Source organism: Xanthomonas nasturtii (genome assembly GCF_023337365.3).
GTDB lineage: Bacteria > Pseudomonadota > Gammaproteobacteria > Xanthomonadales > Xanthomonadaceae > Xanthomonas > Xanthomonas nasturtii.
This window is the reverse complement of the sequence record NZ_CP142084.2, coordinates 4,535,558-4,561,779: the sequence shown is the minus strand read 5'-3', so window position 1 is coordinate 4,561,779 and position 26,222 is coordinate 4,535,558. Positions and strand designations below refer to the sequence as shown.

The 26,222-nt window shown below is 66.4% G+C and carries 18 protein-coding genes and 1 pseudogene; 14 read left to right on the top strand and 5 right to left on the bottom strand.

Going from position 1 to position 26,222, the window contains the following annotated elements:
- Positions 1–152: 152 nt before the first annotated feature.
- Positions 153–1,781: an alkaline phosphatase D family protein gene (locus M3O59_RS20020; RefSeq protein WP_116904785.1), complete on the bottom strand. Its 1,629-nt coding sequence runs from the start codon at positions 1,779–1,781 to the stop codon at positions 153–155.
- A gap of 322 nt (positions 1,782–2,103) precedes the next feature.
- Between M3O59_RS20020 and rsmG the strand changes: the two genes are divergently transcribed.
- The 8 genes from rsmG (at position 2,104) to rpmG (ending at position 12,930) form a co-directional block, all read left to right on the top strand.
- Positions 2,104–2,742 (top strand): 16S rRNA (guanine(527)-N(7))-methyltransferase RsmG, encoded by a 639-nt coding sequence (gene rsmG / locus M3O59_RS20015; protein WP_064633088.1) that lies wholly within the window; start codon positions 2,104–2,106, stop codon positions 2,740–2,742.
- 156 nt (positions 2,743–2,898) lie between these two features.
- Positions 2,899–4,716: a DUF885 domain-containing protein gene (locus M3O59_RS20010; protein WP_116904786.1), complete on the top strand. Its 1,818-nt coding sequence runs from the start codon at positions 2,899–2,901 to the stop codon at positions 4,714–4,716.
- Between the two features lie 847 nt (positions 4,717–5,563).
- Positions 5,564–5,947 (top strand): hypothetical protein, encoded by a 384-nt coding sequence (locus M3O59_RS20005; protein ID WP_181920398.1) that lies wholly within the window; start codon positions 5,564–5,566, stop codon positions 5,945–5,947.
- 55 nt (positions 5,948–6,002) lie between these two features.
- Positions 6,003–7,274 carry a TolC family protein gene (locus M3O59_RS20000; RefSeq protein ID WP_116904788.1) on the top strand — a complete coding sequence of 424 codons (1,272 nt, stop codon included), beginning with the start codon at positions 6,003–6,005 and terminating at the stop codon, positions 7,272–7,274.
- 191 nt (positions 7,275–7,465) lie between these two features.
- Positions 7,466–8,737 carry an efflux RND transporter periplasmic adaptor subunit gene (locus tag M3O59_RS19995; RefSeq protein ID WP_064633096.1) on the top strand — a complete coding sequence of 424 codons (1,272 nt, stop codon included), beginning with the start codon at positions 7,466–7,468 and terminating at the stop codon, positions 8,735–8,737.
- A 77-nt stretch (positions 8,738–8,814) separates the two neighbouring features.
- Positions 8,815–12,030 (top strand): efflux RND transporter permease subunit, encoded by a 3,216-nt coding sequence (locus M3O59_RS19990; protein WP_181920399.1) that lies wholly within the window; start codon positions 8,815–8,817, stop codon positions 12,028–12,030.
- Positions 12,031–12,512: 482 nt separating this feature from the next.
- Positions 12,513–12,749: a 50S ribosomal protein L28 gene (gene rpmB / locus M3O59_RS19985; protein ID WP_002809459.1), complete on the top strand. Its 237-nt coding sequence runs from the start codon at positions 12,513–12,515 to the stop codon at positions 12,747–12,749.
- 13 nt (positions 12,750–12,762) lie between these two features.
- Positions 12,763–12,930 carry a 50S ribosomal protein L33 gene (rpmG, locus tag M3O59_RS19980; protein ID WP_002809462.1) on the top strand — a complete coding sequence of 56 codons (168 nt, stop codon included), beginning with the start codon at positions 12,763–12,765 and terminating at the stop codon, positions 12,928–12,930.
- Positions 12,931–13,230: 300 nt separating this feature from the next.
- Here the strand turns inward: rpmG and M3O59_RS19975 are convergent, their stop codons facing one another.
- From M3O59_RS19975 to M3O59_RS19965, 3 genes are all read right to left on the bottom strand, one after another.
- Positions 13,231–14,253 (bottom strand): amidohydrolase family protein, encoded by a 1,023-nt coding sequence (locus tag M3O59_RS19975; protein WP_064633100.1) that lies wholly within the window; start codon positions 14,251–14,253, stop codon positions 13,231–13,233.
- 228 nt (positions 14,254–14,481) lie between these two features.
- Positions 14,482–15,537 carry a 4-oxalomesaconate tautomerase gene (locus M3O59_RS19970; protein WP_116904790.1) on the bottom strand — a complete coding sequence of 352 codons (1,056 nt, stop codon included), beginning with the start codon at positions 15,535–15,537 and terminating at the stop codon, positions 14,482–14,484.
- Complete coding sequence (locus M3O59_RS19965) at positions 15,530–16,201, bottom strand: 4-carboxy-4-hydroxy-2-oxoadipate aldolase/oxaloacetate decarboxylase (protein WP_116904791.1); 672 nt, start codon at positions 16,199–16,201, stop codon at positions 15,530–15,532. The genes M3O59_RS19970 and M3O59_RS19965 overlap by 8 nt, the downstream gene beginning before the upstream one ends.
- Before the next feature lie 101 nt (positions 16,202–16,302).
- Between M3O59_RS19965 and M3O59_RS19960 the strand changes: the two genes are divergently transcribed.
- The 6 genes from M3O59_RS19960 (at position 16,303) to M3O59_RS19935 (ending at position 24,915) form a co-directional block, all read left to right on the top strand.
- Positions 16,303–17,610 (top strand): LysR substrate-binding domain-containing protein, encoded by a 1,308-nt coding sequence (locus M3O59_RS19960; RefSeq protein WP_116904792.1) that lies wholly within the window; start codon positions 16,303–16,305, stop codon positions 17,608–17,610.
- A gap of 16 nt (positions 17,611–17,626) precedes the next feature.
- On the top strand, positions 17,627–19,045 hold the full coding sequence (gene cls, locus M3O59_RS19955) for a cardiolipin synthase (protein ID WP_064633108.1): 1,419 nt from the start codon (positions 17,627–17,629) through the stop codon (positions 19,043–19,045).
- Between the two features lie 224 nt (positions 19,046–19,269).
- Positions 19,270–20,664, top strand: coding sequence for an FAD/NAD(P)-binding protein (locus M3O59_RS19950; RefSeq protein ID WP_116904793.1), 1,395 nt, complete (start codon positions 19,270–19,272; stop codon positions 20,662–20,664).
- A 273-nt stretch (positions 20,665–20,937) separates the two neighbouring features.
- On the top strand, positions 20,938–23,124 hold the full coding sequence (uvrD, locus tag M3O59_RS19945) for a DNA helicase II (protein WP_116904794.1): 2,187 nt from the start codon (positions 20,938–20,940) through the stop codon (positions 23,122–23,124).
- A 514-nt stretch (positions 23,125–23,638) separates the two neighbouring features.
- A complete protein-coding gene (locus M3O59_RS19940) occupies positions 23,639–24,220 on the top strand; it encodes a sugar O-acetyltransferase (protein ID WP_064633114.1) in 582 nt (193 codons plus the stop codon).
- Between the two features lie 248 nt (positions 24,221–24,468).
- Positions 24,469–24,915 (top strand): universal stress protein, encoded by a 447-nt coding sequence (locus M3O59_RS19935; RefSeq protein ID WP_064633116.1) that lies wholly within the window; start codon positions 24,469–24,471, stop codon positions 24,913–24,915.
- Between the two features lie 328 nt (positions 24,916–25,243).
- On the opposite strand, the pseudogene M3O59_RS19930 reads toward M3O59_RS19935, so the two are convergent.
- Positions 25,244–26,186: pseudogene (locus M3O59_RS19930) on the bottom strand (IS481 family transposase); the annotation flags it as partial.
- Positions 26,187–26,222 lie beyond the last annotated feature (36 nt).

Sequence of the window (26,222 nt, the reverse complement as noted above, 5' to 3'; positions counted from 1 at the left end):
CGTGCAGGCAGCGCAATGCCTAGCGCGCAGGTGAGCGTGTGCATGGCGAGGTCGTGGCTAGCGCTGCATGCGTGCTGCCACTGTTGTCGGCGAACGACGCATGCGCAGTGGCGGATGCAGCAACCACGAGCTGCCGCAGCGCAGCGCTGGACTCACGCCTCCACCGCACCGGGCTTGCCGTCTTCGACCACGAAGCGCTTCAACGTCGACACCGTGGCCTGGCGGTCGCGGCGGTCGGAGATGCCCTGCAGGCGCGTTTCCATCCGGCCCGGCGTCAGCGTCACCGAGACATAGCCGCGTGTTTCGCCGTCGACGTAATGCACGTGCGGGTTGAGCGCCATGGTCTGGTGCAGTTCGGCATTGCGCTGGCCGTCGGAGGTGACCGAGGTGCCGACGAATTCGGTGGCCAGCGTTGCCGAATCCGGGTCGGCCGGGTCGGCCTTCAGATCGGTGACCCAGTACGAATGGATGTCGCCGCCCCAGAACACCGGGTTGCGCAGCCGGGTCTTGGCGATCGCATCGAGCATGCGGGTGCGCGTGGCCGGGTAGCCGTCCCAGCCGTCTGTCCAGTGGCCGACCGTGCCATCGCGACCGGGCTGCGCCATCGGCGCCACCAGCAGATCCTGCGCGATCACGTTCCAGCGTGCGGGCGATTGCGCGAAGCCGCCATGCAGCCAGCGCTCCTGCTCCCAGCCAAGCATGGTACGGCGCGGGTCGGTGCGCTCCTGGCAACTGTCGTCCACCACGCGGCCGCGGCGCCAGCCATTGGCCTGCGGGCAGGGTTGTTCGCTGCGGTACTGGCGCCCGTCGAGCACGTAGAGGCGTGCCAGCTGGCCGTAGTCCAGCGCGCGGTAGATGCGCATGTCCGCGCCATGCGGGCGGTGCCGCGCGCGTAGCGGGAAGTGTTCGTAAAAGGCGCGGTAGGCGGCGGCGCGTCGGGCCAGGAAGGTGTCGACTGCAATCGACGGATCCTGCGACCAGCGGTTGGCGTAGTCGTTCTGCACCTCGTGGTCGTCCCAGGTCGCCACGCAGGCGCTGCCGGCGTGCAGCGCCTGCAGGTCGGGATCGGTGCGGTACAGCGCATAGCGGTTGCGGTAGCCGGCCAGATCCAGGCATTCGCCGCTGCCATGCGGGCGCACGATCTTGTTGGCCGCCTCGCCGTGGTTGCTGTATTCGTAGATGTAATCGCCGAGGAAGAACACCAGATCCGGCTGCTCGGCAGCCAGGTGGCGGTAGGCACTGAAGTACCCCAGCTCCCAATGCGAACAGGACACGAAGCCGAACCGCGCCGTGTCCGGCATCTGATGCGCTGCCGGCAAGGTACGCGCGCTGCCGATCGGGCTGCGTGCGCCCAGTGCCTGGAAGCAGTACCAGTAAGGCCGATCGGCGGCCAGGCCGGTGAGCTCCACGTGCACCGCGTGGCCCCACGCCGGGCTGGCGACAGTCTCGCCCTGGCGCACCACGTTGCGCATGTTCGGGTCGCTGGCCACCTGCCAGCGCACCGGCACTACTGCGCGCAGGCCGCCGCGGCCGTCCGGGTCCAGCGGGCGGGGCGCCAGCCGTGTCCAGATCACGAAGCCGTCGGCCAACGGGTCGCCTGCCGCCACGCCCAGCGTGAAGGGGTCGGCACTGCCACTGGCGCGCGCGAACGGGCTGAGCAGCCCCGCCGCCGCCAGGCCGGCGCCGGCAACGAGGATGCGCCGGCGGCCGCGATCCACCGGGGGTGTCGCGTGGTCGGGGCCGGGCAGGGGGGATGCGGAAGACGGGTCTATCAGGGACATGAGGACGCAAGCGATTTAGCGGACGCGACCATAGTGCGACCGGCGGATGTCCGTTCGGTGGCAGCGGCAGGGGTGTCGCTGCCGACGCACAGGGCGTCATGGTCGAAACGGGCGGCGGCGGTGATGCGGCAGGTGCCGCATCGACTGGTGATGCTTGCAGACCGCCACTGGCACTGGCAGACCGAGCAACCAGCAATCAGAAACCAAGCAACCAAGCAACCAAGCAACCAAGCAACCAATTTCGCCGCAGCACAGAAGTCTGCACTCAACAGGCACCTGCACCCCCGCGCCCGCACGGCACACCAGCTGCGATAATCGCGCCATGAACGATGCCGCACTTGCCCCCGATGTCTCCGCCGCGCTCGAACGCGGCCTGCAGGCCCAATCCCTGGACGCGGCCTTCGCCGCACCGCTGCTGCGCTACCTCACGTTGCTGGTGCGCTGGAACAAGACCTACAACCTCACCGCGGTGCGCGACCCGCGCGAGATGGTCACCCGCCACCTGCTCGATTCGCTGGCCATGCAGCCTTACATCGCCAGCGGCACCCTGGCCGACCTGGGCACCGGCCCCGGCCTGCCCGGCATCCCGTTGGCCATCACCCGCCCGCAGCTGCAGGTGACCCTGGTGGAAAGCAACGGCAAGAAAGCGCGCTTCATGCGCGAGGCCTTGCGCCACCTGGAGCTGCGCAACGCCCGCGTGGCCGAATCGCGCGCCGAAGCGCTGGACGAGCCGGCCGCCTACGACCACCTCACCGCGCGCGCGCTGGACACGCTGGCCGGCATCATTGCCGTCGGCGGCCACCTGCTGCGCCCGGGCGGCAGCCTGCTGGCGATGAAGGGCCTCTACCCGCACGACGAAATCGCCGCATTGCCCGCCGGCTGGACCATGAGCGAGGTGCATCCGCTGCAGGTGCCCGGCCTGGACGGCGAGCGGCATCTGGTGGTGGTGCGCAAGGCCTGAGGGCCGAGACCGATGGCAGCTGCATAGGCAGCGCCGTCGCCTGAGAACAAGCGGGCACGGCAGCGCGCCACGACACCTGCAGGGACTTCCGGCCCATGGCAGCGCTCCCCGCTGCTGCCATCATCGGGCGTTCGTTCCAGCTCAGGCTTTCCGCACGTGACCTCTCCGCTCGCCGCCGCACTTTCGCTCGCCCTGCTGGGCGCAGGCTTCGCCGCCACCTCGGCGCAGGCCGCCACGCCGCCCGCCCCGGCCACGCTCACCGCCGAAGCACCCGCCGACGCGCGCTTCCGCACGATCTACGAAAAAGAGTGGGCCTGGCGCCAGGCCGAAACCGGCCAGGCCGACGAGGACAGCGACACCACCGGCGACAACACCCATCTGCCCGATGTCAGCGCAGCCGCGCAGCAGGCGCGCCTGGCGGTGTGGGACGGTGTGCTCAAGCAGCTCGACGGCATCGACCCGAAACAGCTCTCGCCGGCCAACCGGATCAACCTCGCCATCTACCGCCCGCAGGTGGAAAACCTGGCCGCCGAAGTGCGCCTGCGCCTGTACGAAATGCCGTTCAACTCCGACAGCTCGTTCTGGTCGAACCTGGGCTTCATGGCGCAGCGGCCGATGAAGAGCGCCGCCGAGTACCGCGCCTATATCGCACGCCTCAACGATGTGCCGCGCTACTTCGACCAGCAGATGGTCAACATGCGCACCGGCCTGGCACGCGGATTCAGCGTACCGCGCGCGGTGCTGGACGGGCGCGATGTCTCCATCGCCACCGTGGCCGATGTCAAAGACCCCACCGAATCGACCTTCTACGCGCCGTTCAAGCAACTGCCTGCGCAGATCCCCGCCGCCGAACAGGCGCAGCTGCGCGAACAGGCCAAAGCCGCGCTGAGCACCGCCGTCCTTCCGGCCTACGGCAAGCTGCTGACCTTCTTCCGCAACGACTACATGCCCAAGGCGCGCACCACCCTGGCCGCCGAAGCATTGCCCGACGGCAAGGCCTTCTATCGCCAGCAGATCCGCGAATACACCACGCTGGAACTGACCCCTGAGCAGATCCACCAGATCGGCCTGGACGAAGTGGCGCGTATCCAGGCGCAAATGAACGCGATCATCCAGCAGGTTGGCTTCAAGGGCAGCTTCGCGCAGTTCCTCACCTTCCTGCGCACCGACCCGCAGTTCTATGCCAAGACCCCGCAGGAACTGCTCGATCGCGCCGCGTGGATTTCCAAGCGCGTGGATGGGCAGGTGGGCAAGTTCATCGGCACGCTGCCGCGCGGGCGCTTCACCATCAAGCCGGTGCCGGCCGACATCGCCCCGTTCTGGACCGCCGGCCGCGGCGGCGTGGGCACGTATTGGCTCAACACCTACAACCTGCCCTCGCGACCGTTGTACAACCTGCCGGCGCTGACCCTGCACGAGTCCTCGCCCGGCCATTCGCTGCAGGGCGCACTGGCCGAAGAGCAGGGCGACCAGCCGGCATTCCGGCGCCAGAACTACATTTCCGCCTATGGCGAGGGCTGGGCGCTGTACACCGAAAAGCTCGGCCAGGAAATGGGCATCTACGAAACCCCGTATGAAGAATTCGGCCGGCTCACCTACGAAATGTGGCGCGCCTGCCGGCTGGTGATCGACACCGGCGTGCACCACGACGGCTGGAGCCGCGACCAGGCGCTGGCTTACTTGCGCGACCACACCGCGCTAAGCGAGCACGAAGTCACCACCGAAGTGGACCGCTACATCTCCTGGCCCGGCCAGGCGCTGAGCTACAAGCTGGGCGAGATCACCATCGTCAAGCTGCGCGCCGAGGCAGAAAAGGAACTGGGCGAGCGCTTCGACATCAAGGCCTTCCACGACGCGGTCCTGCGCCAGGGCTCGGTCACCTTGCCAGTGCTGGAGCAGCAGGTGCGCGCCTTCATCGCCGAGAGCAAGGCACGCCCGATCAAGTCCACGCCAGCCGCTGCCAGCGCACCGTGATGTGCCGGTAACGGCGTCCGAGGGCATCGAGTTGAGAGCCCGCGAGCGCTGAGGGCACCGCGCACTCGACGTCTTCGCGTTTGCTGCAGGGCCCTTGCCCGCCCACCATCGCAGGACACGCCGTGAATCCGTCCCTGGAGGCTCTGGCGCGGGATCCATGCCGCTCAAGGTCCCCCGACGGTGGGCGCAAGCACCAGTCGAGATGGTCGGTGCTCAGACTTCTCAGAATAGCGATCAGCAGATCGGCGACGCGGTGTCTTCGCTCTTCAGTAAAACCACCGACCAACTTTCTGGTGCGGTGTCCTCGCCGATTGCGGGACCGTTGGCGGCATGGATGCCGCCAACGAGCCCCCATGGACGGGTTAACGGCGTGTCCCGCAAGCGGTGAGGGCACCGCGCACTCGACCGACGCTGCGACTCACCTGCAGGGCCCTTGCCCGCCCACCATCGCAGGACACGCCGTGAATCCGTCCCTGGAGGCTCTGGCGCGGCATCCATGCCGCTCAAGGTCCCGCGATAGTGAGCGGGCAAGGACCAGTCGAGATGGTCGGTGTGCAAAATAAAGCAGCCAGCAAACTGTCTGGTGCGCTGACTTCGCTCTTCAGTAAACCACCAGCCAACTGTCTGGTGCGGTGTCTTTACCGATTGCGGGACCGTTGGCGGCATGGATGCCGCCACCCAGCCCCCATGGACGGGTTAACGGCGTGTCCCGCGAGCGGTGAGGGCACCGCGCACTCGACCCACCACGCTTTAAGAGTATCCGTGCAGAAAGACCATCCGAGCAGACCAAACCACGCCACACCCGCATGCAGTTGTGTAACCACCCTGGGGTCTATACGCTGCGCCCATGCTGCTTCGTCGCGCCCGCCTGTTGCACCCGCTGCTGCGCCTGTTGGCGTTGGCGGTGTTGGTCATGGGCGTGCTGGTCGCACCCATCGCCTGCGCGCTGGGCGATGTGCATGCGCTGGCGCACGACCAGGCGCATCTGGACGACACCGCACCGCACGGCCATGACGGCGCCGACGAAGGCGATGCCGGCGAGCGCGATGGCGCCGGTTTGCTGCATGCCTTGATGCACAGCGGCTATTGCCATGGGCATAGCCCGGCCATGCTGTCGGCGCTGGCCTGGGGCCCGTTGCCTGCGCGCGCGCAGACCCAGCCGCCCGTGCTGGCCACCGATTACCGCTCGCATCTGAGCGAGACCTTGTTGCGCCCTCCGATCGCGGCCTGATGCACCGCCGGCAGTTGCCGGCCTGTCCATCGATCCCGATTTTGGAGACACCCTCATGTGGTTGCGACTGACGGCGCTTGCCGTCTTTGTAGTTGTGCCGTGCGCCAATGCGCAGGGCCTGCTGCCCAAACCCGTGCTGACCCTGGACGACGCCATTGCGCGCGTCGCCCGTCAGCATCCCGACCTGCGCCTGGCCGATGGCCAACGCGCGGTCCTCACAGCAGACGCCGAGCGCGATGCACTGCGCCCGCCACTGCGCATCGGCGCCGAACTGGAAAACGTGTTCGGCACCGGCCCCACCCGCGCGCTGGACCAGGCCGAGCTCACTGTCACCCTGGCCGGCGTGCTGGAACGCGGCGGCAAGCTCGACGCGCGCCGCACCCTGGCGCAGGCGCGTATCGACGCACTGGCGCCGCAGCGTGCAATGGCGCGGCTGGATGTGCTGGCCGATGTCGCCCGGCGTTATCTGGCCATCGGCATGGCCACGCAACGGCATGCGGTGGCGCTGGAAACCCTGGCCCAGCGCCAGCGCACCGTCAGTGCCGCGCGCCAGCGGCTGCAGGCCGGTGCCTCGCCCGAATCGGTGCTGCTGACCGCCCAGGCCCTGCAGGCGCGCGCAGAACTCGAACGCGATCGCGCCCAGCAGGAACTGCTCGCCGCACGCCGCCAGCTGGCGGTGTTGTGGGGGCAGCGCACGCCGGATTTCGGCGCAATCACTGGCGATCCGTTGCAGCTGCCGGCCATTCCCGAATTCGAGGTGCTGGCGCAGTTGCTCGATGCCACGCCGGAACTGGCGCGCCTGAACGGCGAGCAGCGCGTGCGCGAGGCGCGTGTGCGGCTGGCACGCAGCCAGGCGCGCCCGGATCTGGACTGGCAGGTGGGCGTGCGCCGGCTCGAAGGCAACGACGCCACTGCATTGCTTGGCAGCGTCTCGCTGGCGTTGGGCAGCGCTGCCCGCGTGCAGCCGGAGATTCGCGCCGCCGAAGCGGAGCTGTCGTTGCTGGATATCGAACGCCAATCGCAGGCGTTGGTGCTGTACGCCACGCTGGCCGATGCGCATGGCCGCTACCGCGCCGCACAGCTGGAAGCCACGCGCATGCGCAGCGATGTGCTGCCCGCACTCGCGCGCGCCGATGCCGCCGCCGAACGCGCCTACCGCGCCGGTGCCACCAGTTATCTGGATTGGGCGCAGCTGCAGGCGCAGCGCAGCGATGCACGTCAGCAGCAACTGGCCGCCGCACTGGAAGCGCAGACCGCGTTGATCGAAATCCAGCGCCTGACCGGGCAGCCGTTCGTGCTCGACAGCGCCGCGCAGGTGACGCCATGAGCGCTGACGCCTTCTCATCTTCTCGCGCGGACTGCGTACGCACGGTTGGCTCTGCTGCAACTGCAACTGCAGTCGGAACTGCATCCTCCAGCGGCCGCGAAGCACTGCCCATGCCTGGCGCGCGTCCAGCACAAGCCATCTCCATTCGTTCGCCCGACGCACTGCATCGGCGCCAACCAGGACCCATTGCGATGACACGTTTTTTGATGGCGCCGCTTCTGTTGGCGCTGCTGCTGAGCGGCTGCGGCCGCAGTAGCGAAGAGTCGCACGACGACCACGCAGGGCACGCCGCCGAAGGCGAAAGCGAAGCCGACGCACATGGCGAAGAAGCACAAAAAGGCGCACATGGCGGGCGCCTGCTCAGCCAGGACGGCGACAGCGTGGAGCTGGCGATCGCCGAAGACGGCACACCGCCCACCTACCAGGCCTGGCTCTACCGCGATGGCAAACCGTTGCCGGCCACTGCCGGCAATGTGGAAGTGCACCTGAAGCGGCTCGGCGGCGTCGATGAAGTGCATCGGCTGCGGCCACGCGACGATGGCAGCCTGCTGGCCGACAGCACCGTGGGCGAACCGCATTCCTTCGATGTGGACGTGCGCGCCACCGTGCAGGGCAAGCCGCATCGCTGGCGCTATCCCAGCTACGAAGGCCGCACCACCATCGCTGCGAAGATCGCCCAGGACGCCGGCATTCGCATCGCGCCGGTGGGCGCTGGCAGCATCGCCGACCAGCATGAAGTGCAAGGTCTGTTGACGCCGGCAGAAGGTGCGCAGGCGCAGGCCACTGCGCGCTTCCCCGGCCCGGTGCGCAGCCTGCGCGTCAATGTCGGCGACCAGGTGCGCGCCGGCCAGGTACTGGCCACGGTGGAGAGCAACCTGAGCCTGACCACCTATTCGGTGAGCGCACCGATCGCTGGCACCGTGCTTGCCCGCAATGCCAGCCTGGGCAGCAACGCCGGTGAAGGCCAGACGCTGTTCGAAATCGCCGATTTGTCCACCTTGTGGGTGGATCTGCACATCTTCGGCGCCGACGCCGGCCACATCACCGCCGGCGCACCGGTGACAGTGACGCGCATCAGCGATGGCATGGTGGCGCAAACCACCTTGGAGCGCGTATTGCCGGGCACCGCCACGGCGAGCCAGAGCACGGTGGCGCGCGCAGTGTTGCGCAACAGCGACGGTTTGTGGCGCCCGGGCTCTGCAGTGAAGGCGCGGGTGACAGTGGCGCAGCAGCCGGCGGCGATGGTGGTGCCGGTGGGGGCGTTGCAGCAGTTCCGCGACTGGGACGTGGTGTTCGTGCGCGTGGGTGATGTGTACGAGGCGCGGCCGGTGAAGCTGGGCGCGCGCGATGCGCAGCAGGTGGAAGTGCTATCGGGTCTGGCAGCGGGCGATGCGGTGGTGGTGGAGCAGAGTTATCTGGTGAAGGCCGATATCGAGAAGTCGGGGGCCTCGCATGATCATTGATCCTCGCGTCTCCGGTTTGCGTCTTCCTCGACCGCAAGCGCGCGCACTCATGCTGCGTGTGCGTGGAGGTCGTCGCCATGCTGACTAACATCATCCGCTTTGCGATCGCACAGCGCTGGCTGATGCTGGCACTGACGGGCGTGTTGATTGCAATCGGGACGTGGAGCTTTTCGCGCTTGCCGATCGATGCAACGCCCGATATCACTAATGTGCAAGTGCAGGTCAACACCGCGGCGCCTGGCTATTCGCCGCTGGAATCCGAGCAGCGGGTGACATTTCCGCTGGAGACGGTGCTGGCAGGGCTGCCTGGGCTGGAATCCACCCGCTCGTTGTCGCGCTATGGCTTGTCGCAGGTGACGGCGGTGTTTGCCGATGGCACCGATCTGTATTTCGCGCGGCAGCAGGTGGCCGAGCGCTTGCAGCAGGTCAAGTCGCAACTGCCGGCCGACCTGGAGCCGCAACTGGGCCCGATCGCCACCGGGCTGGGCGAAATTTTCATGTATACGGTCGAAGCCAAGCCGAATGCGCGCAAGCCCGATGGCAGTGCGTGGACAGCGACCGACCTGCGCACCCTGCAGGATTGGGTGGTGCGCCCGCAGCTGCGCAATGTGCCGGGCGTGACCGAGGTCAACACCATCGGCGGCTATGCGCGGCAGATCCATATCACGCCGGATCCGGCGCGCCTGGTGGCATTGGGCTTCACCCTGGATGACGTCGCGCAGGCGGTCGAGGCCAACAACCGCAATCTCGGCGCCGGCTATATCGAACGTAACGGCCAGCAGTTTCTGGTGCGGGTGCCGGGGCAGGTGGACGACATCGCGCAGATCGGCGCGATTGTGCTGGATCGGCGCGAAGGGGTGCCTATTCGCGTGCGCGATGTCGCGCAGGTGGGCGAAGGACGCGAGTTGCGTACCGGCGCGGCCACCCAGGACGGCAGCGAAGTGGTGCTCGGCACGGTGTTCATGCTGGTCGGTGCCAATAGCCGCACCGTGGCGCAGGCCGCGGCCGAGCGGTTGAAAGTGGCCAACGCCAGCTTGCCGGCCGGCGTGCAGGCAGTGCCGGTGTACGACCGCACCGCATTGGTCGACCGCACCATTGTCACCATCGCCAAGAACCTGATCGAAGGCGCGTTGCTGGTGATCGTGGTGTTGTTCCTGCTGCTGGGCAATGTGCGTGCGGCGTTGATCACGGGCGCGGTGATTCCGTTGGCGATGCTGTTCACGCTCACCGGCATGGTGCGCGGCGGCGTGTCCGGCAATCTGATGAGTCTGGGCGCGCTGGATTTCGGTTTGATCGTCGATGGCGCGGTGATCATCGTGGAGAACTGCCTGCGCCGCTTCGGCCAAGCGCAATTGCGCCTGGGACGCGTGCTCGCGCGAGATGAGCGTTTTGAGCTCACCGCCCAAGCCACCGCCGAGGTGATCCGCCCCAGCCTGTTCGGGCTGGGCATCATCACCGCGGTGTATCTGCCGGTGTTCGCGCTCACCGGGATCGAAGGCAAGATGTTCCACCCGATGGCGATCACCGTGGTGCTGGCGCTGAGCGGGGCGATGCTGCTGTCGTTGACCTTCGTGCCGGCAGCGATTGCGTTGCTGCTCGGCGGCAAGGTGGCCGAGCAGGAAAATCGTGCGATGCGCTGGGCGCGCGACGTCTATGCGCCCTTGCTCGATCGCGCGCTGCAACACGGGCGCTGGGTGGGCATTGCGGCGTTGGCAGCAGTGGCGTTATGCACGGTGCTGGCCACGCGCCTGGGCAGCGAGTTCATCCCGAACCTGGATGAGGGCGATGTCGCGCTGCATGCCTTGCGCATTCCCGGCACCAGCCTGGAACAGGCCATCACCATGCAATCCACACTGGAAAAACGCATCAAGCAGTTTGCGGAAGTGGCGCATGTGTTCGGCAAACTCGGCACTGCCGAAGTGGCCACCGACCCGATGCCACCGTCGGTGGCCGATACGTTCTTGATCATGCATCCGCGCGATCGATGGCCGGACCCGCGCAAGCCCAAGGCGCAGTTGCTGGCCGAGATCGAGCAGGCGGTCAAACAACTGCCCGGCAACAACTACGAGTTCACCCAGCCGATCCAGATGCGCATGAACGAGCTGATTTCCGGCGTGCGTGCGGATGTGGCGATCAAGGTCTATGGCGACGATCTGGACACGCTGGTCACGCTCGGGCAGCGCGTGCAGGAGATTGCCAGCGCGGTGCCGGGTGCGGCCGATGTGAGCCTGGAACAGGCCACCGGGCTACCGATGCTGGCGGTGGTGCCCGATCGCGCCGCGCTGGCCGGTTACGGGCTCAATCCCGGCGTGGTGCAGGACACCGTGGCGGCTGCGGTGGGCGGGCGGCAGGCCGGGCAATTGTTCGAAGGCGACCGTCGCTTCGACATCGTGGTGCGCCTGCCGGAATCGCTGCGACAGGACCCGACGGCATTGGCGGATCTGCCGATTCCGCTGCGCGGCGACGGCGAGCGTGGCGATGTCGACGAATCCAGCCGCGCGGCCGGCTGGCGTAGCGGCGCGCCGACCACCGTGCCGTTGCGTGAGGTCGCCAGGATCGAGACTGTGCTTGGCCCGAACCAGATCAATCGCGAAGACGGCAAACGCCGCATCGTGATCACCGCCAACGTGCGCGATCGCGATCTGGGCAGTTTTGTCGCCGAGGTGCAGCAGCGCGTGCGGGCGGAGGTCGCACTGCCCACCGGCTACTGGATCGGCTACGGCGGCACCTTCGAGCAGTTGATCTCCGCCAGCCAGCGCCTGGCCTGGGTGGTGCCGGGCACCTTGCTGTTGATCTTCGCGCTGCTGTACTGGTCGTTCGGTTCGCTGCGCGATGCGCTGGTGGTGTTCAGCGGCGTGCCGCTGGCGCTGACCGGCGGCGTGGTGGCATTGGCGCTGCGCGGGTTGGCGTTGTCGATTTCCGCAGGCGTGGGCTTTATCGCGTTGTCGGGCGTGGCGGTGCTCAACGGCCTTGTGATGATCGCCTTCGTGCGCAGTTTGCGTGCCGAAGGCATGTCGCTGGAGCAGGCCCTGCGCGAAGGCGCGCTGTCGCGTTTGCGCCCGGTGTTGATGACCGCCCTGGTGGCTGCGCTGGGCTTCGTGCCGATGGCCTTCAATGTGGGTGCCGGCGCCGAAGTGCAGCGCCCGCTGGCCACGGTGGTGATCGGCGGTATCGTCTCGTCCACCTTGTTGACGCTGCTGGTGTTGCCGGTGCTGTATCGCTGGCTGCATCGGGACAAGGCCGCGCGTGCGGCGCCAGCGGATGGTGCTGTTCCGCAGCGGGGCGGGGCGTGAGCGTGTCCTGTTCGCGCTGGAGGCACATCGGTGGCGCCGGGTGTAACCGGGGCGGCGATCAACGCGGGCGGGCTCGCGCCGATGCCGGGGCGGGACCTGTCCCGGGAGTGCTGCGGCGTTTTCTGCTGCGGCCCGAGCGCGCGCAAGCGGCCGGCACCTCGCTCGCGGCGTCGGCAGGAGACGTCTGGCGGTGGCGACGGCAAGCGATGTGGCAGGCAGGCCGCATCGCAGGCACCGTGCGCAAGATGGCCGCCGCACGTCACCGGCGCCTGGCCTAAGTGCTTGCAGCACAAGGGATTGCCGTGCATAATGCGCGGCTCGCTGTGCCCGGATCGTTCCGGACGGCGGCACCCAGCGCGATGTGGTGCCGGCCTGTTCCCAGCGTTAAGTGATTGATTCCCAACGTTGCGTGGCAGCCAAACTGCTGTCGGGGCCGCCGTTTTCCTGGCTAAGGAAGACACCAAACTTTATCGAGGTGCGTAATGTCCCGCGTATGCCAAGTGTCCGGCAAGCGTGTGCAGACGGGTAACAACGTCTCCCACGCAAACAACAGAACCCGTCGTCGCTTCCTGCCCAACCTGCACGAGCGTCGCTTCTGGGTTGCCAGCGAAAACCGCTGGGTGAAGCTCCGTGTCTCCGCGCATGCATTGCGCACCATCGACAAGAACGGGATTGATGCCGTTCTGAAAGAGCTGCGTGCGCGCGGCGAAAAGGTCTGAGGAGTAAGCAGTCATGGCAAAAGGCAAGCGTGACAAGATTCGTATGATTTCCTCGGCCGCTACCGGCCACTTCTACACCACGGACAAGAACAAGAAAAACACTCCGGGGAAGATGGAAATGATGAAATACGACCCCGTCGTGCGTAAGCACGTGATGTACAAGGAAGGCAAGATCAAGTAATCCACCGATTACGCGATCTGCATTCAAGCAAACACCCGCCGAACGGCGGGTGTTTGCGTTTGTGGATTTGGAATTCCGTATTGGTGCGTGACAAAGCCCCTCTCCCCTCGGGGCGACAAGGCACGGCTTGCGCACCGAAGGTGTGCGTGCCTTGGAGCGCTCGCGCCGCTGGCGCGGGCCGGGGCGCGGAGCGGGGGTTGGGGAGAGGGTACGGGTGAAGCCACTCGGGACGGATGACACGAGGCTTCGCACGTACCCTCATCCGGCCCTTCGGGCCACCTTCTCCCGGTGGGAGAAGGGCTACAAACCCCGCGCACGCAATTGCGCATCCAGCCGCGGATACACCCGCCGCGCATTGCCTTCGAATACCTTGCGTTTGTCGGCATCGGAAATCGCCAGGGCATCGATATAGCGTTTGGTGTCGTCGAAGTAGTGGCCGGTCTGCGGGTCGATACCGCGCACTGCACCCACCATTTCCGAGCCGAACAGGATGTTGTCGATGTCGATGACCTCGAACAGCAGATCGATGCCGGGCTGGTGATACACGCAGGTGTCGAAGAACACATTGCGCATCACATGCGTGGACAGCGGCGGTTTGCCGAGCATGTCGGCCAGGCCGCGAAAGCGGCCCCAGTGATACGGCACCGCGCCGCCGCCGTGCGGGATGATGAAGCGCAAGTCGGGGAAATCAGCGAACAGATCGCCTTCCAGAAACTGCATGAACGCGGTGGTATCGGCATTGAGATAATGCGCGCCGGTGGCGTGGAAGTTGGCGTTGCAGCTGCCCGATACATGCACCATGGCTGGTACGTCGAGTTCGACCATCTTTTCGAAGAACGGATACCAGGCGCGATCGGTCAATGGCACGCCGTTCCAGTGGCCGCCGGATGGGTCGGGGTTGAGGTTGCAGCCGACGAATCCAAGTTCATTGACGCAGCGTTCCAGTTCGGCGATCGAATGCGCGATCGACACACCCGGCGACTGCGGTAGCTGACACACCCCGATGAAGGTCTGCGGATACAGCTGCACCACGCGCGCGATCAGATCGTTGCAGTGGCGCGTCCACACCTGGCTGACCGCTTCGTCGCCGATGTGATGGGCCATGGTGCTGGCACGTGGCGAAAAGATTGTCATGTCGGCGCCGCGCTCGCGCAGCAGACGCAGTTGATGCAGTTCGATACTTTCGCGCAGTGCGTCGTCGCCGATGTGCGGATACACCGGTGCAGGCGCTTGCGCATCGTCGTAATGCGCGATCTGCGCCTTGCGGAACGCATCGTGCGCGGCGGGCGCGGTGGTGTAGTGGCCGTGGCAGTCGATGATCATGGCGATGGTCTGTGGGTTGCAGCGGAAGCGGCGAGCGAGCGGTTGCCCGTGCGTAAGGTGGGCCGGTTGGGTGCACGGAATCTGCAGGCCCCGACATATGTCGTAGGTCCCGCATGCAGGCGCGTAAAGGTCGCCGCGCACTGCGTTCCAGCAGCCGCATCGCGCGGCACACGCAGAGATGTGACCCGGTGATCGCGGTCGCTGCAGCGCAGCGATGCATCGGAATAGTCAGCCATATAACTCCCCATCGAATAGTTTGCGTGCCGTGCGCACTACCGCGGCACGGACCACGGCGCCGTGTGCGTCGAGATCGATCAGGCAGCTGCTCGCCCCGCTGAGGTGTTCGACATCCAGCCGTTGTGTCCGCCCACCGGGCAACTGCGCCAGCGCGTGGGCGGGCGAGCCGGGCAACAGGCAGGCGGTGGCGACGGTGACTGCGCCCAGCACGCCGATGGACGCATGGCAGCGGTGCGGGATGAACGAGCGCACGCTGATCGCGCCACCCGCGCGCGGCGCGGCGATGAGCATCATCTTCGGCACCGTGGCCTCGCGCACATCACCCAACCGCATCAACGGGCCCGCCTGCAGGCGCAGCGTTTCCAGGCGCGCCTTGAGCGCAGCATCGGCATCGAGGGTGGCGCGGTCTTCGTAACCGCTGATGCCGACATCGCTGGCGCGCACCACCACGCACGGCATGCCGTTGTCGATCAGGGTGACCTGCGAGCCGTCGAGCGTATCCACCGCGTGTCCGGTCGGCAGCAGCGCGCCGCACGAAGAACCGGCGATATCGGCAAATGCCAGCGCGATCGGCGCCGCCGTGCCGGGCACACCATCGATCCGCGTATCGCCGTCATAACGCACCTGGCCATCGGGCGTCTGCACGGTGGCGGTGGCCAGGGTGCCGGTGTTGCGCATGAAGATGCGCACCTCGGTCTGGCCATGGCGTATGGGTAGCAAGCCGCGTTCCAGCGCGAACGGGGCGACGCCGGCCAGCATGTTGCCGCAGTTCTGCGCATCGCTGACCTGCGCCTGTTCCACGGCCACCTGCAGGAACAGATAGTCCACGTCGGCATCGGCACGTGTGGAGCGCGACACCACGGCCACCTTCGAGGTCAGCGGGTCGGCGCCACCCATGCCGTCGATCTGGCGCAGATCCGGCGAGCCGTAAGCACGCAGCAAAAACGCATCGCGCGCGGCGGTGTCGGCGGGCAACTCGTCGGCCAGGAAGAAGCCGCCTTTGGAGGTGCCGCCGCGCATCCACATCGCGCGCACGCACTCAGACATAGCGCAGGCCTTTGGCTGCCAGACGTTCGCGCATCGCGTAGATGTCCAGGCCCAGTTCGCCATTCGCCAGGCGCTCGCGCTTGAGCAGCTCGCGTGCCTCGCGCGCCTGCGCTTCGGCCAGCACATCGGCGGCGCGTTCGCGCGCCACCACGCACACGCCGTCATCGTCGGCCACCACCACATCGCCGGGTTGCACCAAGGCGCCGGCGCAGACCAGCGGCACATTGACCGAGCCCAGCGTCTCCTTGATGGTGCCCTGCGCGCAGATGGCGCGGCTCCAGGCCGGGAATTGCATGGCGGTGAGATCGCGCACATCGCGCACGCCGGCATCGATGATCAGCCCGCGGCAGCCGCGCGCCTGCGCCGAGGTGGCGAGCAGGTCGCCGAAGTAGCCGTCGCAACAGTCGCTGGTGGGCGCCACCACCAGCACATCGCCTGCGTGCAGTTGCTCGATGGCCACATGCATCATCCAGTTGTCGCCGGGCGGAATCGACACGGTGACCGCGGTGCCGGCGATGCGGCAGCCGGCATAGATGGGGCGCAGGCGGTGATGCAGCAGCCCGCTGCGGCCCTGCGCCTCGTGCACGGTGGCCACGCCGGCCTGCGCCAGCCCGTTGACGATGGCCAGCGGGGTGCGCGCGATCCGGGTGACGACCTGGCTCATCCATCCATCCTCGTTAAGGGTGCGCCGAGTCTGGCTGGGCAGAGCAAGCTGGCTCAAGATTAATTTGAGGTATGCATATTGGTTTTGCTTATAGTTAGAGCATGCAGCCGATCCCGGAACCGAATCTGCGTCACCTCTATGCCCTGGCCATGGTGCACCAGGCCGGGAGCATCAGCGCGGCCGCGCCGCAGGTGAATCTGTCGCAGCCGGCGTTGACCCAGGCGGTGGCGCGGCTGGAGCAGCAACTGGGGGTACGCCTGTTCGACCGGCATCCGGGCGGCATGCTGGGCACCGAGGCCACCCAGTTGCTGGTGCCGCGCATCGAGCGGGTGCTGGCGCATCTGGGCCGGGGCATCCGGGTGGCCCGGCGTGCATTGCGCCTGCCGGCGCGCCCCGGCCTGGAACGGCGGGTGTCGCTGGGCCAATTGCAGGCCTTGGTGTCGGTGGATGTGGCGGGCAGTTATTCGCTGGCGGCGGTGCGCGCCGGCGTCTCGCAGCCGGCGATCTACCGCGCGGTGCAATCGCTGGCCGATGTGATCGAAGTGCCGCTGACGGTACGCCGCGGCAAGACCATGCAGCCCACGCCGGTGGCGGTGCGGCTGTTGCGGCAGGTGCGGCTGGCGTTGGCCGAGTTGCGTGCCGGGCTGGACGATGTCGCCGCACTGCGCTCGCAGCACGCCGGCCGCCTCACCCTGGGGGTGATGCCGCTGGCGCGGGCGATCCTGTTGCCGCAGGTACTGGCGCGGTTTGCGCGCGCGTATCCCGGGGCCAGCGTCCAGGTGGTCGAGGGCCCGTACGCTGAATTGCTGGCGCATCTGCGCGAAGGCGGGCTGGATCTGTTGATCGGTGCGCTGCGCGAGCCGCTGCCGGTGCGCGATGTGCTGCAGGAGCCGCTGTTCGACGACGAGCCGGTGATCGTGGCGCGCAGCGGCCACCCGTTGGCCGGGCGGGCCTATGCGTTCGCGCAGTTGCTCGATTACCCCTGGGTGATCGCCGCCGCCGGCACACCGGTGCGCGCGCGCTGGGAACAACTGTTCCGCGAGCATCAGCTGGAGCCGCCGCCGCTGCGGATCGAATGCGGCGCCGAGCTGACTGTGCGCGGGCTGCTGCTGGAGGACGACTGGCTGACCTTGATGTCGCGCGATCAGTTCCTGTTCGAGCGGCGCGCCGGGCTGCTCGAAGAGATCGGCAGCGCCGGGCCGTTGCTGCGCCGGCAGATCGGCATGACCACGCGCAGCGACTGGTACCCCACCCGCGCGCAGTCGGCGTTCGTGCAGACGTTGCGGCAGGTCTGTGCCGAACGCGTGCAGCCGGCCGATGCGCAGGGCGGGCCGTTTCGCTATTGCGTGCCTGCCTGTGCGCCGCTGCCGTTGCGTTTACGCGCGGCCAAGTCAGAATCGGTTTTCTGATGAAAACGGAACACTGATGCTGCCCGATTGGGTGACAGGGACCTGGCTGCTGGCGTTGGACTGGACAATCCGACTGGCCGCGCTGCTATGGATTCCCGCCCGCACCACGCCCGGTGCGGCGCGCAGCTGGCTGCTGCTGATCGGCTTCGTGCCGGTGGTCGGCCTGCCGCTGTATCTGCTGTTCGGCCACCCCTGGTTGTCGCGTCTGCGGGTGGAGCGGCAGGCCACCGCCTCGCAGGTGATTCGCGAACAACAACTGCCATTGCACGCCTTGCGCTGGACCCCGCAGGCAGACACCAGCAGCGCCGAAGTGGTGCCGCTGATCGAGCGCGAAGGTGATTTCATGCCGACGCTGGGCAACGCGGTGGAATTGCTGGACGACTACGCGCACGCGTTGCAGGCGCTGATCGCCGCGATCGATGCGGCCGAAAAGCGCGTGCACCTGCTGTATTACCTGATGTTCGACGATGCGGTGGGCGATGCGGTGGTGGCGGCGCTGCAGCGCGCCAGTGCGCGCGGGGTGCGCTGCCGCGTGCTGCTGGATGCGGTGGGCGCCAAGCGCGGTCTGCGGCGCTATCGCAAGCGGCTGCAGGCCGGCGGCGTGGAGGTGCTGGCGGTATTGCCCGGCGGCCTGCGCTGGCGTCGCAGCGGGCGCATGGATCTGCGTAACCATCGCAAGATTGCGGTGATCGACAACCATGTGGGCTTTGTCGGCTCGCAGAATCTGGCCGAGGCCGGCTTCATCCATGGGGTGCCCAATCGCGAACTGGTGGCGCGCGTGCGCGGGCCGGTGGTCAATCATCTGGAAGCGGTGTTCGCCAGCGACTGGTTCACCGAAACCGGGCAGCGTCTGGATGTCTGGCCGGACGCACCGGTGTGCGAGGCCAATATCGCCACGCAGTTGCTGCCCAGCGGGCCGGCGTACCCGTTCGAAAACGCGCGCGATGCGATCAATGCGGTGATCCATCTGGCGCGGCGCAAGGTGGTGCTGGTGACGCCCTACTTCGTGCCCGACGAGGCCTTGCTGAGCGCGTTGCGCATCGCCGGGGTCTCGGGCGTGGATGTGCAGTTGATCCTGTCGGAGAGCAACAACCAGCGCCTGGCTGCGTGGGCGCAGGAAGCCTATTTCGAAGAGCTGCTGCGCTGCGGCGTGAAGATTGCGCTGTACCGCCCGCACTTTCTGCATGCCAAGCACCTGAGCATGGACGAGGACATCGCGCTGGTGGGCTCGATCAATCTGGATATCCGCTCGTTCGCGCTCAACGCCGAGATCGGCATGCTGTGCTACGACAGCGGCGTGGTGCGGCGCTTGCGCGAGATCGAACAGGACTATCTGGCCAATGCACGCCAACTGGAGCTGGAGCAGTGGCGGCGCCGCCCGGCCTGGCGCCGCAGCCGCGAAGGTATTGCGCGCCTGGCCGATGCATTGATGTAGGTGTGCACGTATGCGTGGTCTGGGGCGGCGCAGTGCCGGTTGGTAGGTGTGTCGATGTCTGCGGCTGTGGGGGCAGTGGTGCGAGCAAGCGCGCATTGGCACGCCCTGGCCAGGCCCTGGAGTGCCGGCCCTGCAACGGACGCGTCAGGCGACCGCTCTATCTGCGCGCCGGCCGGATGGCGGCTGTCATCGGTGCGGCGTGACGCATCGCCTACAATTGCCCCATGAATACATTGCGTGATCCCGGCGATGCAGTGATCGCCATCGTCGGCGGCGGCGCATCCGGTGTGCTGGTGGCGCTGCAGCTGTTGCGTCAGGCCACCGCGCCGGTGCGAATCGTGTTGATCGAGCCGCACGCGGCGCTTGGCGAAGGCGTGGCGTATTCCACAGCGCGCGCCGAACACCTGCTCAATGTGCCGGCGATGCGGATGAGTGCGTTGGTGGAAGCGCCACAGGATTTCGTCGATTACCTGCGTGCGAATGCGTGTTGCCCCGAGCTGGACGATGCACAGCTGCCGCAGCAGTTCGTGGGGCGCCGGCATTACGCGCCGTATCTGCGCGATCGCCTGCAGGCTGCCCGTGTGCATAGCCCTGCAACGCTGACCATGCACGCTGCACGCGTGCAGACGTTGCAGCCCAACGCAGCCGGCGCGCTGTTGCAACTGGACGATGGGCAAACGCTACAGGCCACTAGCGTGGTGCTGGCGGTCGGCAATGCGCTGCGGCCGCTACCGCTGCGCGGTGCCGCCGGGTTGTCGCATGCGCAGCGGGTGGAGGCCTGGGACACTGAGGCGGTGGCAGCATTGCCGCAGGACGCGGCGGTATGCATCGTCGGCTCCGGGTTGAGCATGGCCGATACGGTGGTGACGCTGGCGGCGCAGGCGCATCGCGGCGCCGTGCATGTGGTCTCGCGGCATGGGTTGTTGCCGTTGCCGCAGGCGCATGGCGGCGTGGCCGCGTTCGATCCGCAACCGCTGCTGGCGATGCCGCTGCGCATGCGCATGCGCACGCTGCGCCGGCACGTGCGTGCCGCCGCAGCGCAGGGCCTGCCCTGGCAGAGGGTGATGGAGCGCATCCGGCCGTTGAGCCAGGCGCTGTGGCAGACGCTGTCGGTGGCCGACCAGCGCCGTTTTCTGCGGCATGTGGTGCGTTACTGGGATGTGCATCGGCATCGCATCGCCGCACCGGTGCATGCGCAGCTGCAGGCGATGCAGGCACGTGGGCAGCTGCAGGTGCATCGCGCGCGGCTGGATGTGGCCTTCGAGGTGGGCGCCTGCGTACGCGTGAGCGCCGGGGCCGCCAGTGCCGGGCATGCGTTGCAGCTGGATGTGCAGACCCTGGTCAATGCCACCGGCGTGGAAATGCGCGTGCAGGCGATGCGCAACCCCTTGCTGCAGCAATTGCTGGGGCAGGGTATTGCGGTGGCCGGCCCGCACGGGATCGGTGTGGAGAGTGCCGCGGACGGTAGCCTGATCGATGCCGATGGCCGCACCAATCCGCGGCTGCGGGTGATCGGTAGCCTGCGTATCGGTTCGTTGTGGGAAAGCCTGGCGGTGCCGGAGTTGCGCGAGCAGGCTGCGGCGATTGCGCGGGATGTGTTGGTAATGCTGGGGCGGTGATTGGTCCGATTGTTCCCTTCTCCCCTCGGGAGAAGGTGCCCCGCAGGGGCGGATGGGGGTACGGGCGAAGCCTTGGGCCACCCACCATTGGGAGCGGCTTCGCCCCGTACCCTCACCCCACCCCCTCTCCCGCCGGGAGAGGGGCTTTGTTCCTTCTCCCGCCGGGAGAAGGTGGCGCATAGCGCCGGATGAGGGTACGTGCGAAGCCTCGCAATCCCAACCGCTTCATCGCAATCTCAGCCGCAGCGACGCCACAACCGGTAAAATGCTGCGGTGGATGTCTCTCATTTGCTCGATCATTTAAACCCCGCCCAGCGCGAGGCCGTTTCCGCACCGCCGGGGCATTACCTCGTGCTGGCCGGCGCCGGCTCCGGCAAGACGCGCGTGCTGATCCATCGCATCGCCTGGCTCAATGAAGTCCAGGGCGTGCCCAACCACGGCATCTTCGCGGTGACCTTCACCAACAAGGCCGCCGGCGAAATGCGCCACCGCACCGACCTGCAGCTGCGCAATGGCAGCCGCGGGATGTGGATCGGCACCTTCCATGGGCTCGCGCATCGGCTGTTGCGTCTGCATTGGCAGGACGCGCGCTTGCCGGAAGGGTTCCAGGTCATGGACAGCGACGACCAGCTGCGGCTGGTCAAGCGCGTGGTGCAATCGCTGGAACTGGACGAGAGCAAGTATCCGCCCAAGCAGATGAGCTGGTGGATCAACGAACAGAAGGACGAAGGCCGGCGCCCCCAGCACATCCAGCCCGAGCCCAACGACGATTGGACCGAGGTGCGCCGGCAGGTGTATGCGGCCTACCAGGAACGCTGCGACCGCTCCGGCTTGCTGGACTTCGCCGAATTGCTGCTACGCGCGCACGAACTGCTGCGCGACACGCCTGCGTTGCTGGCGCATTACCGTGCGCGCTTCCGCGAGATTCTGGTGGACGAGTTCCAGGACACCAACGCCATCCAGTACGCCTTCGTGCGCGTGCTGGCCGGCGAGTCCGGCAACGTGTTCGTGGTGGGCGACGACGACCAGGCCATCTATGGCTGGCGTGGTGCCAAGGTCGAAAACGTGCAGCGCTTCCTGAAGGATTTCCCTGGTGCGCAGACTGTGCGGCTGGAGCAGAACTACCGCTCCAGCGCCAATATTCTGGGCGCGGCCAATGCGGTGATCGCGCACAACCCGGACCGCATCGGCAAGCAGCTGTGGACCGACTCGGGCGATGGCGACCCGATCGATCTGTACGCGGCCTACAACGAAGTGGACGAAGCGCGCTATGTGGTCGAGCGCGCACGGCAGTGGGTGCGTGACGGCGGCAGCTACGGCGAAGTGGCGGTGCTCTACCGCAGCAACGCGCAATCGCGCGCGCTGGAAGAAGCGCTGATTTCCGAGCAGCTGCCCTACCGCGTGTATGGCGGCATGCGCTTTTTCGAACGTGCCGAAATCAAGGATGCATTGGCGTACCTGCGCCTGCTCACCAATCGCAGCGACGACGCGGCGTTCGAGCGCGCGGTCAACACGCCCACGCGCGGCATCGGCGATCGCACGCTGGACGAAGTGCGCCGGTTGGCGCGCGCCAATGCGCTGTCGTTGTGGGAAGCGGCGATGCTGTGCACGCAGCAAAACACCCTGGCCGCACGCGCGCGCAACGCCCTGGCTACGTTCCTGAGCCTGGTCGGCCAGCTGCATGCCGAAACCGGTGAAATGGAACTGGCCGAACGCATCGACCACGTGCTGATGCGTTCGGGCCTGCGCGAGCATTGGGCCAAGGAAAGCCGCGGCGGGCTGGATTCGGAATCGCGTACCGAGAACCTGGACGAACTGGTCTCGGTCGCCTCGCGCTTCAATCGCCCCGACGATGAAGACAGCCAGGGCATGACCGAGCTGGTCGCGTTCCTGGCGTATGCCTCGCTGGAAGCCGGCGAAGGCCAGGCACAGGCCGGCGAAGAAGGCGTGCAGTTGATGACGCTGCATTCGGCCAAGGGCCTGGAATTCCCCATCGTGTTTCTGGTCGGCCTGGAAGATGGACTGTTCCCGAGCGCGCGTTCGTTGGAAGAGAGCGGGCGGCTGGAAGAAGAACGGCGCCTGGCGTACGTGGGTATCACCCGCGCGCGGCAGAAACTGGTGCTGTGCTATGCCGAATCGCGGCGTATCCACGGCCAGGACAACTACAACGTGCCCTCGCGCTTTTTGCGTGAAATCCCGCGCGATCTGCTGCACGAAGTGCGCCCGAAGGTACAGGTTTCGCGCACTGCTTCGCTGGGCGCGGCGCGCGGCGGGCCCGTGCATGGCGTGGTGGAAGCGGCGCCGATCAAGCTCGGCGCCAACGTCGAGCACCCCAAGTTCGGTGGCGGTGTGGTCGTCGATTACGAAGGCGCCGGCGCGCATGCGCGCGTGCAGGTGCAATTCGACGAAGTCGGCGCCAAGTGGCTGGTGATGGCGTACGCGAATCTGACGGTGGTGTAGTCAGTTTCACTTGCCTGCGATTGCTTTTTGTTTGGCAGCGAAGACGGCGCGCGAGTGCATTGTGAGCGGAGCAAGAGCAGCCGGCCGCTGGTGCAGGTTACGCGCTGAGCCAAGATCGGGTGACTGTGTGCGGCAAGCGGTAGCTGGATGAAGCGTGGCCTCCGTTGCTTTTGGCTTTCAATAACACCACCAGCAAACCATCTGGTGCGGTGTCCTTACCGATTGCGGGACCGTTGGCGGCATGGATGCCGCCAGCGAGCCCATGGACGGGTTCATGGCGTGTCCCGCGAGCGGCGAGGGTACTGCGCGCTCGACTCACTCAGGGTTTGATCCGGATTTCCGACTGCATCCACCATTGCGGCCGACAAACCATGCCCTCGCTGCCAAGCGCGCGCACTACGTTTATTAGCCGCTTTAGATCGGTAATCGAGTCGATTGGTGCATCGCTCGATGCGTACCGAACTCCACCCATGCCACCCTGCCACCACTTCATTGCACACAGGCACGCGGCGGCATGCAAACCGAAAAACAAAAGATGCTGGCAGGCGAACTCTACAACGCTGCCGATGCGCAGCTGCAGGCCGATCAGGCGGCAGCTGCGGAGTGGATGGTGCGCTATAACGCCACCGGCGCGCAGCCGCCCGCGCAGCGGCATGCATTGCTGGTCGAGCGGTTAGCCGAGGTGGGGGAGGGCGCGGTGATCCGGCCGCCGTTTCATTGCGACTACGGCTACAACATCCGTCTGGGTGCGGGCGTGTTCCTCAATTTCAATTGCGTGATTCTGGATATCTGCGACGTGCATATCGGCGATGGCACCCAGGTGGGCCCCGCGGTGCAGTTCTATGCCGCCGACCATCCGCGCGATGCGGCCGGGCGTGCCAGCGGGTTGGAATTCGGGCGGCCAATCCGCATCGGGCGCAACGTGTGGATCGGGGGCGGGGCGATCATCCTGCCCGGTGTCAGCATCGGCGACGATGCGCTGATCGGTGCCGGTGCGGTCGTCACGCGCGACGTGCCGGCCGGCGCCACCGCCGTTGGCAACCCGGCGCGCGTGCGCGAACCGCGGCACGCGGCCGATGCCGTGCCCACCGACTGACAGCGGTGAACAGGGTGGCTGCGTGCGGTCATTCAGGCACGGCCGACACCGCGCGAGGGATGTCGCTTTTACACTGCAGGTTCGCGCGTGCTGCCGGCACGTGCTTGACTGCCGCTCGCCACGGTGGGCCGGCATTGCAAGCGTTACCGTCTGCCAGTTGCCCGATTGATCCGTATCAAGGTATGTGTTGCTGAGTGCTGTCAATCTGAAGTCGCCGGCGAGGCCGCCGGTCCATCCGGGAGGTCATCATGTACAAACGAATCCTGATCGCCATCGATGCATCCGAGCTGTCGCATCGCGGCTTGTTCCAAGGCCTGGAGCTGGCCAAGGCGACCGCTGCAAAAGTGGATATCGTCACCGTGTCCGAACCGTGGGCGATGGGTATGTACGACGCAATGGGCTGGAGTGTGGGTTACGAGGCCAGCCCGGAATACCGCGCCGAGCGCGAAGCAGCCGCCGAAAAGATCCTGCGCCCGGCGCTGGAGCTGGCCGCCGCCGCCAACATCAAGGCCACGCCGCGGCACGTGCTGGATCGCTTTGCGGCCGAAGGCATCGTGCAGACCGCCAAGGAATGCAACAGCGATCTGATCATCATGACCTCGCATGGCCGCCGCGGTGTGCGGCGCATGCTGCTCGGCAGCCAGACGGTGGAAGTGCTGACCCATAGCACGATTCCGGTGCTGGTGATTCGTTGATCGGCAGATGTCTTGCTGCACAAGAACACCCGCAACGCGGCATATGGTTCAGGGCGCCGATTCTTTCGTAGGAGCGTGCTTGCGCGCGATGAAGCGTTATCGGTAACACTTCATCGCACGCAGGCGTGCTCCTACGTCGAGCGGATCAGTTTTCCATTGGTTCCGGCTGACCCGCAAAGCGGCGTGCCGGCTGGGCAAGACGCCGTAGTGCTTCGGTATGCATCAGCGGAGCAGGATGCGCCAGCAGCGAACCGGCACGCGCCGGTGCATAACCGTGTTGTGCATCCTGGCTCAGCTCGCGCATGAAACCCCACATCGGCACGTAGTTGTTCAGTCCCGGCATTAGATGGATCGGATCCACCTTGAACAAATCGGGTTCGGATGTCCACTGTTTGCAGATGAATTCATACGGTGTCAGACCCTTCAGGGCTTTGAGCCTGCGACCGTAGTTGTAGGCGTCGATGACGTCGGCCAAATGCTGTTGCAGTTGTGCGTGATCGTCGTAATGGAAGCGTTTGACAGTGGCCTCCTTGATGGTCCGATTCATCCGCTCGACCTGCCCGTTGGTCCAGGGGTGCTTGACCTTGGTCAAGCGGTGTTCGATGCCGTGTTCCTCGCAGACTCGACCGAAAATGTGGGGGCAGGCATGGCGGTCGGAACTGCGGTTGGTGAACTGGATGCCGTTATCCGTCAGAACCGTGTGCAGGGTGTAGGGCACCGCCTGGATCACATTGCGCAGCAATTGCGCTGCAACCATCTTGTTGGCCGAGGCATGCAGCTCGGTGAGCGCAAACTTTGACGTCCTGTCGATGGCCACGAACATAGAGCTTTCCCTCGGCCGTGTGCACCTCTGCGATGTCGAGATGGAAGTAGCCGATCGGATAGCTTTTGAACCGCTTCTTGACGGCTTTTTCGCCTTGGATGTCGGGTAAGCGCGAGACGCCATGGCGCTGCAGGCAACGGTGTAACGAAGAGCGCGTCAGATGCGGGATGCTCGGCTGCAGCGCGTAGAGACAGTCGTCCAGCGGCAGCAAGGTGTGCTTGCGGAAGGCGACGATCGCCGCCTCATCCTCAACGGATAACACGGTGGAACACGGCTGCCTCGGCCCAGTGGGCAGATCGGCAACCGAGGTTCGCTTCTTCCACTTGGCCACCGTCTTTTGATTGATGCCGTAGCGCTTGGAGAGCGCTCTCAGGCTCTCTTGACTATTTTGTATCGCTCGACGGATCGCCTCTGTCGTAGTGGCGCTCCCATGCAGAACCTGGCCCATAGTGCTTCCTTCCATTCGTGGGAAAATAATGCACCA